This is a genomic window from Variovorax sp. V93, from assembly GCF_041154485.1.
Lineage (GTDB): Bacteria > Pseudomonadota > Gammaproteobacteria > Burkholderiales > Burkholderiaceae_C > Variovorax > Variovorax beijingensis_A.
In genome coordinates, this window is record NZ_AP028669.1 from 3978307 (window position 1) to 3990502 (window position 12196).

10 protein-coding genes are annotated in these 12196 nt (G+C 68.1%); 6 read left to right on the forward strand and 4 right to left on the reverse strand.

From position 1 onward, the window contains the following. Positions 1-161 precede the first annotated feature (161 nt). The 4 genes from ACAM54_RS18830 to ACAM54_RS18845 all read left to right on the forward strand — a co-directional run bounded on the left by ACAM54_RS18830 (position 162) and on the right by ACAM54_RS18845 (position 5298). Positions 162-665, forward strand: a complete 504-nt coding sequence (locus tag ACAM54_RS18830; RefSeq protein WP_145747510.1) for a (2Fe-2S)-binding protein — start codon at positions 162-164, stop codon at positions 663-665. Next, positions 662-2911 (forward strand): molybdopterin cofactor-binding domain-containing protein, encoded by a 2250-nt coding sequence (locus ACAM54_RS18835; protein WP_369648567.1) that lies wholly within the window; start codon positions 662-664, stop codon positions 2909-2911. The genes ACAM54_RS18830 and ACAM54_RS18835 overlap by 4 nt, the downstream gene beginning before the upstream one ends. Next, positions 2908-4212: a cytochrome c gene (locus ACAM54_RS18840; protein ID WP_369648568.1), complete on the forward strand. Its 1305-nt coding sequence runs from the start codon at positions 2908-2910 to the stop codon at positions 4210-4212. Before ACAM54_RS18835 ends, ACAM54_RS18840 begins: the two co-directional genes overlap by 4 nt. A gap of 69 nt (positions 4213-4281) precedes the next feature. Continuing rightward, positions 4282-5298, forward strand: coding sequence for a LysR family transcriptional regulator (locus ACAM54_RS18845; RefSeq protein WP_145747513.1), 1017 nt, complete (start codon positions 4282-4284; stop codon positions 5296-5298). On the opposite strand, the gene ACAM54_RS18850 is transcribed toward ACAM54_RS18845, so the two are convergent. From ACAM54_RS18850 to ACAM54_RS18865, 4 genes are all read right to left on the reverse strand, one after another. Next, positions 5216-6064, reverse strand: coding sequence for an ABC transporter permease subunit (locus ACAM54_RS18850; RefSeq protein WP_225612875.1), 849 nt, complete (start codon positions 6062-6064; stop codon positions 5216-5218). The two genes, ACAM54_RS18845 and ACAM54_RS18850, sit on opposite strands and share 83 nt — an antisense overlap. 25 nt (positions 6065-6089) lie before the next feature. Further along, positions 6090-6878: a taurine ABC transporter ATP-binding protein gene (locus ACAM54_RS18855; protein WP_369648569.1), complete on the reverse strand. Its 789-nt coding sequence runs from the start codon at positions 6876-6878 to the stop codon at positions 6090-6092. Positions 6879-6883: 5 nt separating this feature from the next. After that, positions 6884-7903 carry a taurine ABC transporter substrate-binding protein gene (gene tauA, locus ACAM54_RS18860; RefSeq protein WP_145747516.1) on the reverse strand — a complete coding sequence of 340 codons (1020 nt, stop codon included), beginning with the start codon at positions 7901-7903 and terminating at the stop codon, positions 6884-6886. Between the two features lie 739 nt (positions 7904-8642). Continuing rightward, positions 8643-10163, reverse strand: a complete 1521-nt coding sequence (locus ACAM54_RS18865; protein WP_369648570.1) for a PLP-dependent aminotransferase family protein — start codon at positions 10161-10163, stop codon at positions 8643-8645. A gap of 117 nt (positions 10164-10280) precedes the next feature. On the opposite strand from ACAM54_RS18865, the gene ACAM54_RS18870 reads away from it, so the two are divergent. After that, entirely contained in the window at positions 10281-10694 is a 414-nt protein-coding gene (locus ACAM54_RS18870; RefSeq protein ID WP_369648571.1) for a nuclear transport factor 2 family protein, read from the forward strand. 26 nt (positions 10695-10720) lie between these two features. After that, entirely contained in the window at positions 10721-12169 is a 1449-nt protein-coding gene (locus ACAM54_RS18875; RefSeq protein ID WP_369648572.1) for an NAD(P)/FAD-dependent oxidoreductase, read from the forward strand. Positions 12170-12196: the final 27 nt, after the last annotated feature.

A 12196-nucleotide genomic window follows, 5' to 3' on the forward strand; every position in this document is an offset into this window, starting at 1 on the left:
GTTTCGGCACGGCGATGAATACCTTCGGGTGCTTTCGATGAGCACCCGTCGATGAAGTCCGGGCCACCCGGTCGAGCGTTGCGCTGCCCGCCAAGCGCGCTTTCCGAAGTCGCGCTATGGTTCGCTGCCACCCACGGCGAACCAGAAGAAAGGCGGGGCCCATGATCGATCTCAACATCAACGGCCAGTCCGTTGCCCTCGACGCGCCGGAAGACATGCCCCTGCTCTGGGCATTGCGCGACATCGTCGGCCTCACCGGCACCAAGTTCGGTTGCGGCATTGCGCAGTGCGGCGCCTGCACCGTGCACCTCGACGGCCAGCCCGTGCGTTCATGCGTGCTGCCGGTCGGCTCGATCGGCAAGAAGGCCGTCACCACCATCGAAGCCGTCTCGCAGACCCCTGCGGGCAAGAGCATCCAGAAGGCCTGGCTCGACGTCGATGTCGTGCAATGCGGCTACTGCCAATCGGGACAGATCATGTCGGCGGCCGCGCTGATCCAGCGCACGCCCCACCCGAGCGACGCCGACATCGACCTGGCCATGGCGGGCAACGTCTGCCGGTGCTGTACCTACTCGCGGATCCGCGCGGCCATCAAGCAGGCCGCCACCGGCAAGGCCGAGGTGCTGCAGTCGGTGGTCGCGATGCCGGCAAGGAGCGCATCGTGAAGCCCGCCGCAGGCATCAGCCGGCGCAGCGCCCTGCAGGCCGGTGGCCTGGCGCTGGCCTTCACCTGGGTCGGCGGCAGCAAGGCCTTCGCGGCGATCAGCCCCCGGCAGCAAGCTGCCGATGCGGCCGCCGCGCTCGCGGACGGCAACCCCGCGTTCGCGCCGAATGCCTTCATCCGCATCGATGCCGACGGCGCCGTGCGCCTCGTGATGCCGATGGCCGAGATGGGCCAGGCGATCTACACCGGCTCGGCAATGCTGCTGGCCGAGGAACTCGGCGTCGAGCTCGACCAGGTGCGCGTGGAGCATTCGCCGCCGAACGAGGCGCTCTACGGCATGCCGCTGCTCGGCGGCCAGATCACCGGCGGCTCGACCAGCACGCGCGGCACCTACGGCGTGCTGCGCGAGGCGGGCGCCGTGGCGCGCACGCTGCTGGTGAGCGCCGCTGCGGAGCAGTGGAAGGTCGACCCTGCGAGCTGCACGGTCGCGCGCGGCGTGGTGAGCCATGCGGCATCCAACCGGCAGCTCGGCTTCGGCGCGCTGGCCGGCGCCGCCGCCAAATTGCCGATGCCGGCGAAGGTGACGCTGAAGGAGCCGAAGGATTTCAAGCTGATCGGCCAGCCGCTGCGGCGGGTCGATTCGGCCGGCAAGGTCGACGGCACGACACAGTTCGGCATCGACGTGCGCCTGCCGGGCATGAAGGTGGCGACGGTCAGGGCCTGCCCCACGCTCGGAGGCGTGCTGGCCTCGGTGGACGACAAGGCAGCGCGGGCGATTCCCGGCGTGATCGACGTGCTGCGCATCAAGGACGCGGTGGCCGTGGTGGGCGAGCATTTCTGGGCCGCGAAGCGCGGCCTCGATGCATTGAATATCCAGTGGACGCCGGGCCAGAACGCCGCACTCACCACGCAGCAGCTGCGCGCGGCGCTGGCCAACGCGCTGGCGAAGGACAAGGCGATCGTCGGCAAGGAAACCGGCAAGCGGCCCGAGGGCACGCTGGTGCAAGCCACCTACGACCTGCCGATGCTGGCCCACGCGACGATGGAGCCGCTCAACACCACGGTGCACGTGCGGCCCGACCAGTGCGAGATCTGGGTCGGCACGCAAGTGCCGACGCGCTGCGTGAGCGCCGCGGCCAAGATCGCCGGCATTGCCGAAGACAAGGTCGTGCTGCACAACCAGTACCTGGGCGGCGGCTTCGGCCGCCGGCTCGAGACCGATTCGGTCGAGCAGGCCGTGGCCTTCGCGAAACAGGTGCCCTACCCCCTCAAGGTGGTGTGGACGCGCGAGGAAGACATCCGCCACGACATCGTGCGCCCGATGTACCACGACGACATCTCGGCCGTGGTCGACGGCGACGGCCGGATCCTCTGGTTCGGCGACCGCATCGCGGGCGGCACGGTGCTGGGCCGCTGGGCCCCCGCCTTCATGGGCAAGGACGGCATGGACAGCGATTTGATCGAATGCGTCGCCGAACCCTGCTACGACCTGCCGAACCTCAAGGTCGAGTGGGTGCGGCACGACATGCCGACAGGCCTGAACGTCGGCTGGTGGCGCGGCGTGGGTCCGACGCACAACCTCTTCGTGATGGAGAGCTTCATCGACGAGCTGGCGCAACGCGCGAAGAAGGACCCCGTGGCCTACCGGCGCGCCATGCTGAAGAAGAACCCGCGCACGCTCGCGGTGCTCGACCTGGCGGCCAGCAAGATCGGCTGGGGCCAAGGCACGCTGGCGGCGCGCGTCGGGCGCGGCGTGGCCGTGGGCGATGCCTTCGGCAGCCGCGTGTGCGCGATTGTCGAGGCCGAGGTCACGCCGCAGGGCGAGGTTCGCATGCGGCGTGCGGTGGTCGCGGTCGATTGCGGTATTGCAGTGAATGCGGGTTCCATCGAGGCGCAGATCCAGGGCGGGCTGCTGTTCGGGCTGAGCGCGGCGCTCTTCAGCGAGATCACGCTGCGCGAGGGGGCCATCGAGCAGAGCAACTTCCACGACTACCGGATGCTGCGCATCAACGAAGCGCCGCCGGTCGAGGTCCACACCGTCAAGAGCGGCGAAGCGCCCGGCGGGATCGGCGAAGTCGGCACCGCCATCGCCGCGCCGGCGCTGGCCAACGCGATCTTCGCGGCGACGGGCGTGCGACTGCGCGCGCTGCCGGTGAACCGCGCACTGCTGGCGCAGGACAAGGAGGCGCTGAAGAAGAAAATTGCCGGTGCCAAGCCCGCCGGGCCCGGCGCAAGGAGCGCAGCATGAAGCGGCTACTCAACGTGCTGGTGGCGGTGTTCGTCGTGGGCGTGGCGCTGTATTTCTTCCTGAACCGCACCGACAAGTCCGAAGGCGAAGCGCCGGTGCTGGCCGGTGCGCCCGGCAATGCGGCGCTGCTCGTGCGCGGCGAATACCTCACCAAGGCGGCCGACTGCGTCGCGTGCCACACGGTGCCCGGCAAGGGACAGCCCTTCGCCGGCGGCCTGCCCTTCGTGCTGCCTTTCGGCACGATCTACTCGTCGAACATCACCGCGGACCCCGAAACGGGCATCGGCAAATGGAGCGACGACGACTTCGTGCGCGTGCTGCACGACGGCGTGCGCGCGGACGGAAAGCGCCTGTACCCGGCGTTCCCGTACACCTCGTACACCGCGCTGAGCCGCAATGACGTGCTCGCGATCAAGGCCTACCTGTTCAGCCTGCCCAAGGTGAGCCAGCCGAACCGGGAGGCCGACCTGGGCTTCCCGTTCAACCAGCGCTGGGCGATGGGCTTCTGGAACGCGGCCTTCTTCAAGAGCAGCCGCTTCGAGGCCGATGCGTCGAAGCCGCCCGCGTGGAACCAGGGCAAGTACCTCGCCACGGCGCTCGGCCACTGCGCGGAATGCCATACGCCGCGCAACTTCGCCTTCGCGATGGATGCGGGCAACAACCTTGCGGGCGAATCGATCCAGGGCTGGCGCGCCTACAACATCACCTCGGATGCGAAGCACGGCATCGGCGCCTGGAGCGATGCCGAGATTGCCTCGTACCTGACGACCGGCCACGCGGAGGGCCGCGGCTCGGCCTCGGGGCCGATGGGCGAGGCGGTGGAGCACAGCCTGCAGTACCTGAAGCCGGAAGACGCCTCGGCGCTCGTGAGCTATCTGCGCACGGTGCCCGCGAAGGCCGGAAAGAATCCGATCGAAGTCGATGCGAAGGCGCCGTGGGCCGTGGCCGCGAGCGCGGCAGCACCCGCCGCCAACACGGCCGAAGGCCACGAGCAGGGGCTCAGGCTCTTCGCGGCGGCGTGCGCGAGCTGCCACCAGTGGAACGGACAAGGCCAGCAGAGCGCCAACGCGTCGCTGCTGGGGGCGCGCGGCGTGAACGACCCGGACGGCTCCAACGTCACGCAGATGATCCTGCAGGGCGTGAAGATGCGCGTGCGCGGCGACGAGGTCTACATGCCGGCGTTCGGCAAGGCCTACACGGACACCGAGGTCGCGGCGCTCGCCAACTACGTCATTGCGCAGTTCGGGAACAAGCAGGGCACGGTGACCCCGGAGTTCGTGGCGAAACAGCGCGCACGCTGAAGAGGCGAAACGGGGGGATGCCCCTACGGCCTGCGGCCCCTCCCCCGATGCTGGAACAATGCGTCCACCATGGACGGCCTCGATCTCATCAAAACATTCCGTGAAGTCGCGTTCCGGCGCAGCTTCTCCCGCGCGGCGATTTCGCTGGGCATGTCGAAAGCCACAGTCAGCCGTTACGTGGCGGAGCTCGAAACCCGCAGCGGCGTGCGCCTGCTGAACCGCTCCACGCGTTCGCTGAGCCTGACGGATGCCGGGCAGGTGCTGCTCGACCGCAGCACCGAGCTGGTGGCCATGGCCGAGAACACGCTGAACGACCTGCAGGCCCATGGCTCGCACCCGCAGGGGCGGCTGCGCATGAGCGCACCGCACGGGCTGATCTGCGGCTGGCTCTCGGACGTGATCGCCGATTTCATCAAGCGCTACCCGGACGTGTACGTGAGCCTGGTGTTCACCAACGACGACCTCGACCTGATCGAGGAAGGCATCGACATCCACCTGACCGGCGGGCGCATCGACGACATGAATCTGATCGTGCGCCGGCTGGTGCAGTTCGACATGGTGGTCTGCGCCACGCCGGCCTACTGGGCCCAGCGCGGCATGCCGCAGACGCCCGAGGAGCTGGGCCGGCACGATGTGCTGAGCTACTCGGCGAAGCCGACCACCCACCTGCCCTTCGAGACCGACGGCAAGCCGTACGACGTGCCCGTGCACAGCCGCATGGAAGCCAACGACGCCGTGGCCCTGATCGAGCTGGCGCTGCGCGGCGTGGGCGTGGCCTACGTGCCCGAGCCGCTGGCGCAGTCGCACCTGGAGCGCGGCGCGCTGGTGCCGGTGCTGCGCGAGCACATGCCGCGCGAACACTGGCTGTACGCGGCATATTCGCAGCGCCGCCACAACAGCGCCGCAATGCGCGCGATGCTGGACTTCCTGGAGCAGTCGATGGGCGCCGCGGGCGAGCTGCCCGTCATGCCGGCGATGCCGCCGCTGCCGCGCGTGGTGCCGCCTACATTCGCCCTTTCCAGGGAACAAGACGCCGCTCGAGCCACCGCATCAGCAGGTCGAACAGATAGGCCACCACCCCGATGACGATGATGCCCATGATGACGATGTCGGTGCGCAGGAAGTTCGACGCGTTCAGCACCATCTGGCCCAGGCCCATGTTGGCCGCCACCATCTCGGCCGCCACCAGCGTGGTCCAGCCGAAGCCGATGGCGATGCGCATGCCCACCAGAATGTCGGGCAGGGCCGAGGGCAATATGACGTGCCGGATCACCTGCATATAGCTCGCGCCCATCGAATACGCGGCATTGATCTGCTCCTGCGACGCGCTGCGCATGCCCGAGCGCGCGGCCAGCGCCAGCGGCGCGAAGCAGCTCAGGAAGATCAGCAGCACCTTCGGCAGCTCGTCGATGCCGAACCAGATGATGATCAGCGGCAGGTAGGCCAGCGGCGGCAGCGGCCGGTAGAACTCCAGCGGCGGATCGAAGATGCCGCGCCAGAAGCGGCTCATGCCCATCGCAATGCCCACCGGAATGGCCGTGATGCAGGCCAGCAGGAAGGCCGAGAAGACCCGGAACATGCTCGCGAGGAAGTGCTGCCACAGCGGCTTGTCGTTGGCCTGGCCCGTGAGGTATTCGTAGAACTGCTGGAACACCGCCTGCGGCGTCGGCAGGAACAGCGGCTTGACCCAGCCCATGTTGGTCACGAGGAACCACAGCGCGACCAGCGCCACCACCGTGACCACGCTGATGGTCAGGCTCGAGCCCTCGCCCGGCACCTTGAAGGCGCTGGTCTTGAGCTTGGCGCCGGCCGCCACCGGCGGCGGCGCGGCGGGCTTGGAAGGAGGTGTCATGGCGACAGGCGTTGCAATGGTGGCCTCAGGCATGGGCAGCCTCGCGATGATGGATGATCGAAAGAACCTCTTCGCGCATGCGGATGAATTCCGGTTCCGACTTCACCTTGCGCGAATCGCCATGCGACAGGAACTGGCGCGAGAACGGAACCTCGTCGTACACGTGCGAAATGCGCCCCGGGCTCGGGCTCATCACGATCAGCCGCGTGGCCAGGAACAGCGCCTCCTCGACCGAGTGGGTGATGAAGAACACCATCTTGTTCGACTTGGACCAGGCCTTGAGCAGGATCTCCTGCACCTGTTCGCGCGTGAATGCGTCGAGCGCGCCCATGGGCTCGTCCATGAGCAGCACGGCCGGGTCGCTGGCCAGCGCGCGTGCAATGCCCACGCGCTGCTGCATGCCGCCCGAGAGTTCGTACACCGCACGGTCCGCGTACTGCTGCAGGCCGACGAGCCCCAGCTTCTCTTCCGCGATGCGGTCGCGCTCGGCCTTGCCTGTGCCGGCCAGGCGCAAACCCAGCGCCACGTTGTCGCGCACGTTGAGCCAGGGCATCAGCGCATGCTTCTGGAACACCACGCCGCGATCGGCGCCGGGGCCGATCACGGGCTTGCCGTCGAGCAGGATGTCGCCGGTGGAAGGCGGCAGGAAGCCGGCAATGCTGTTGAGCAGCGTGGTCTTGCCGCAGCCCGAGGCGCCGAGCGCCACCACGAAGTCGCCGTCGCGCATCGTGAGGTTGACCGGCGCCAGCGCCTGCAGCGTGCCGCCCTTGACGGCGTAGTTGACCGTGAGGTCGCGGATGTCGAGCGTGGGCATGCGGCTTACTTCCCCATGGCTTTCTCGACGTAGGCCGTGGTCACGAAGGCGCTGTAGTCGGGCTTGACCTCCTGCACCCGGCCCTGCTCCTTCAGGAACGCCGCCGTGCCCGCCATCGCCTTGGCCGCGCCGCCGCCCAGCCAGGTGGGCGAGACCTGCTCGGCCATGGTCGGGAAGGTGTAGAGCGCCATTGCGGCCGACACGTCCTTCGGATCGGCCTTGGTCCACTTGGCCATGGCCTTGGTCTGCGGCGAATCGGGCGTCCAGCTCTTGCCGGTGGCCTTGTATTCCTCGTTCGCGCGGTTGAGCGCCTTCACGAAGGCGATCATGAACGGTTCGTTGGCCGCGGCCCACTTGGCATTGACCACGATGCCCTCGAACGTGGGCGCGCCGCGCTTGCCGATGCTGCCCGAGGTGGCGATGGTCTTGCCCGTGCCCTTGATCCTGGAAAGCACCGGGTCCCAGATGAAGGTGGCGTCGATGTCGCCGCGCTCCCAGGCCGCCGCGATCTCGGGCGGGCGCATGTTCATCACGTTGACGCTCTTGGGGTCGACGCCGTCCATCTTCATGCCGGCCATGAGCTGGTAGTGCGCAGTCGAGACGAAGGGCGTGGCCACCTTCTTCCCGGCGAGGTCCTTCATGCTGTTGATGCCCGACGCGTTGCGCGCAACCAGTGCCTCGGCGTTGGCGATGTCGGCCGAGATCCAGAACAGCTTGATGTCCTGCCCCTGGCTGGCCGCGGCTGTGAGCGGGCTGGACCCGGTTTCGCCCATCTGCACGTCGCCCGACGCCATGGCCCGGATCACGTCGCCGCCGCCGGAGAACATGCGCCAGTTGATCTTGTAGCCCGTGGCTTTTTCGACCTCGCCGGATTCCATGACGAGGCGCAGGGGGACCAGCATGTCCTGGTGGGCGAAGGTGAGCTCCTTGGCTTGCTGTGCGAGCGCGGCGCCGCTGCTCATCATCAGCATCGCGGCGGCTGCGAGCGCTGCGCGTTTCAGGGAAAGACGTCGGGGCATGGTCATCTGTTTTCTCCTGGTGGTGAGTCTGGGCGGACTTTGCACCTGTTGGGTCTTTGCAGAAAGTACCAGCGCTGTGGGGGGTATGGAGCCAGCTTGTCGGTGAATACCCTTGTTCTGGTGCGAGTGCACGGGGGCGGTGCGTTTTTTGGGGGCGGGGGCCGGGTCTCGCCCCGGCGGGCGAGCTACTTTCTTTTGCTTCGCCAAAAGAAAGTAGCCAAAGAAAAGGCGACCCTACTGTCTGCGTCCCTCCGCTTCGCTACGGGCAACCTGCGGTGCTCGATTCCGGTGGGGGTCCGCAGAACTCGCTTCGCTCAAACAGCTGCGGCCCTGATCCCGCCTCCATCTGCGCTCCTCGGCGCATACAGAAGGGGTGGGAGCGGGTGGCCTTCGCTTCGCTCGGCCCCAATACCAACAGCCCAACTCAATACCAACAGCCCAACCACCGCAGGCGCTGCGCGCCTGCGGTGGCTTGGCGGCCGAGCGAAGCAAAGGCCCGTTCGGTTTGCCCTCCCCTCTGGCTGCGCCGAGGAGCGCAGGGTTTCGCGGATCAGGGCTCGCAGCTGTTTGAGCGAAGCGAGTTCTGCGAGACCCCGCGAAACCCGAGCACCGCAGGTTGCCCCGTAGCGCAGCGCAGGGGTCGCAGACAGTGGGGTCGCCTTTTCTTTGCTTACTTTCTTTTGGCGAAGCAAAAGAAAGTGAGTCGCCCGCCGGGGCGAGACCCGGCCCCGGAACACAAAAAAACTCAATGCGCCCTCACCTCCCCCCGAGCCAACGCCAACTCCCCAACAGCCATCCCCAAAGCCTGAATTCCCAAAGGAATCTGCGAAGCCGCAATCGACGACAACCTCAGCCGAAAGAACGGACACGGATAAGGCGGTTTCGCAAAGAACACATCCCCCGCTTCGATCAGCACCCCATGGCTGCGCGCCATCAGCGACAGCTCGCCCGCGTCGACCCACGCCGGCGCCCGCACCCAGATCGACGCCCCGCCCTGCGGCAGCGTGAACTCGAACTCGGGAAGATGCTCGCGCAGCGCCTGGGCCGCCAGCGCCAGCCGCTCCTGCATCGCATGGTTCACGCGCCGCGCATGCGACTCGTGGTGCCCGAGCGAAAGGAACAGCGCATAGGCATGCTGCAGGAAGGCGCTCGGATGCCGGACCATCGCATGCCGTATGCCGCGCAGCTCCCTGATCAGCGCGCGCGGCGCCACGATGAAGCCCAGCCGCAGCGCGGGCGACAGGCTCTTCGAGACCGAGCCCACGTAGATCACGCGCCCGGTCTTGTCCAGGCTCTTGAGCGCCGGCATCGGCGTGCCTTCGTACAGGTTCTCGGCCTCGTAGTCGTCCTCGATGATCACGAAGTCCTGCAGCTCGGCCTTGCGCAGCAGCCACTGCCTGCGCTCCAGGCTCAGCGTGGCGGTGGTCGGGCTCTGGTGCGAAGGGGTCACGAAGAGGTAGTCGGCCGCGGGCAGCGCATCGACCACCAGGCCCTCCTCGTCCACGGCCACCTCGACCCACTTGGGGTTGCGCATCGAGAAGCTGTTGCGCGCATGCGGATGGCCGGGCTCTTCCAGGCCGACGCGGGTGCGCTCGTCGAACAGCGCATCGGCCAGCAGGTAGTAGGCATGCTGCGCGCCGAGCGTCACCAGGATCTCTTCCTTCAGCGCGAACACGCCGCGCTTGGGCAGCAAGCGGGTGCGGATCTGCTCGATCAGGTCGGGCACGTCGTCGGTCTCGAAGTCGGGTGTCCAGTGCGGCAGCTGCGAGCGCGCCAGGCTGCGCGCGCAGCACTCGCGAAAATCCTCGGTCGGAAAAAGCTGCGGGTCGTAGTTGCCGTAGACAAACGGGAACGGATAGTCGCGCCAGCGGTCGGGCTTCGCAAGCGTGGGCTTGCCCTCCAGTGAACGCAGCACGCGCCCCGACCAGTCGGGCGGCTGGCTGGCCTGGCCGCTGCGGCCCACCAGCGGCTCGGCAAGCGCAGCCGACAGTGGCCGCGCGTTGCGCGCCACGAACACGCCGCTGCGCGGGCGCGCCTCCAGAAAGCCCTCGTCGATCAATTGCAGATAAGCCGAAGTCACCGTGTTGCGGCTCAGCCCCAGCAGCGCCGCAAGCTCGCGCGACGAGGGCATCGAGGCGCCGGCGCTCAGGTGGTCTTCGAGGATGGCCTGCACCACGGCGGCGCGCAGGCGGGCCTGCAGCGGCAGGGCGGGCTGGTCGGGCAGCGCGAAGAGCTGCGCCCATTGAGTGGCTCTGGGGTTGGCCATGGTGCGCCGCAGTTTAGGGCAAGCACGGCGTTCTGGCTCGGTCGAATTCCCGCATCTGGCCCTATCGCGCGGACGGCCGGCTGCCTACGCTTGCGGCATTCAATCCCGGAGCTCCGCGTGACCGCACAGCCTTCTTCCTCTTCTTCTTCCGTCACCACCGACACCCTGGCCGCGTTCAGCGATGCATGGAACCGCCACGACATCGACGCGCTGATGGGCTTCATGACCGAGGACTGCATCTTCCAGACCGCCGCCGGCCCCGACGCCTGCGGCACCCGCCACGTGGGCACCGAGGCGGTGCGCAAGGCGTTCGCGGCGGCATGGCAGGCCGTGCCCGATGCGCAGTGGATCAATGGCCGGCATTTCGTGCATGGCGATTTCGGCACCTCGCAGTGGACCTTCACCGGCACCGCGGCCGACGGCAGCCGCATCGAGACCGACGGCATCGACGTCTTCACCTTCAGGGGCGGAAAGATCCACCTGAAGAACGTGTTCCGCAAGGCCCGCCCCAACCTGCCGGCGGCCCGCTAGGCCCGCCGTTCCGGGAGCCCCGCATCATGACCCTGTCCGGCACCGCTTCTTTCTCCGCCTCGCAACCGCAGCAGCAGCCCGCGAGCCGTCCCTATGACCCGCGCTACGACCCGCTGGTCGCGCCTGATCCCGGCGCCGGCCGCGCCTACGCGCCCACCTGGTGGGTGGCCAGCGCCGGCACGCCGCCCGAGGACGACGGCCCGCTGCTGCGCGACGTCGATGTCGACGTGGCCATCATCGGCTCGGGCGCCACCGGCATGTCGACCGCGCTCTACCTGGCGCAGGAGCACGGCATCCAGGCCACGGTGCTCGAGGCCAACCAGGCGTCGTGGGGCTGCTCCAGCCGCAGCGGCGGCCAGGGGCAGAACGCCAGCGGCCGGCTCAAGCGCTCGCAGTGGATCCAGCGCTGGGGCCTCGACACCGCCAGGCGGCTCGACGCCGAGATCCGCGGCGGCTTCGAGAACTTCAGGCAGCTCACCACCCAGATCGACTGCGACGCCTTCGACGGCGGCCATCTCTATCTTGCGCACCGCCCCGAAAAGCTCGCGGTGCTCGACGCCGAGGCGCGCGTGATGCGCGAACAGTTCGGCTACGCCACCCGCATGCTGACGGCCGAGGAAGTGCGGCGCGACTACTGCGACGAACGCGAGGCGGCCGGCGCCATGTTCGAGCCCGAAGGCGTGGGTATCCATCCGTTGAAGTTCACCTTCGGCCTGATGCGCCGGGCCCGTGCGCTGGGCGTGAAGGTGCACACCTCGAGCCCCGTGCAGGGCTGGCAGACCATCGACGGCGTGCACCACCTTCAGACGCCCGGCGGCGTGGTGCGCGCGCGCCGCGTGGCCGTGTGCACCGGCGGCTACACCGGGCAGGCGCTGAGCCCGCTGCTGAAGAACCGCATCATGCCGATCCTCTCCAACTCGGTGGTCACGCGCCCGCTCACCGAGGCCGAGCTGCAGGCCACCAACTTCAGGTCGCTGACCTTCCTGACCGACACGCGCACGCTGCGCTTCTACTACCGGCTGCTCAAGGGCAACCGGCTGCAGATCGGCAGCCGCAGCTCGGTGAGCGGCGCCGACGCCGAGCACCCGGTGCACCTGAAGCTGCTCACCGATGCCATCGCGCGCAAGTTCCCGCCGCTCGCGGGCATCCGCATCGACTACTCGTGGTGGGGCTGGGTCGACATGAGCCACGACATGATGCCGCGCATCACGCAGCCCGAGGCGGACAGGAAGATCTGGTATGCCGTGGGCTATGGCGGCAACGGCGTGTCCTTCTCGACCTGGGCCGGCAAGCGGCTGGCCGAGCGCGTGGCCGGCAAGGACATGGGCAAGGAGGTGTTCGAGCTTCCCATCTACAAGTCTGCGCTGCCCTTTCCCAATGTGCTGGGACTGGTGGAATCGCCCGCCTTCGCGCCGTTCCGCCGCATCGGCCAGCGCATGCTCTACAAGTGGTATTGGCTGCGCGACGAGAAGTAGCCGCGCGTGCGGTGCGCATTCACCGAA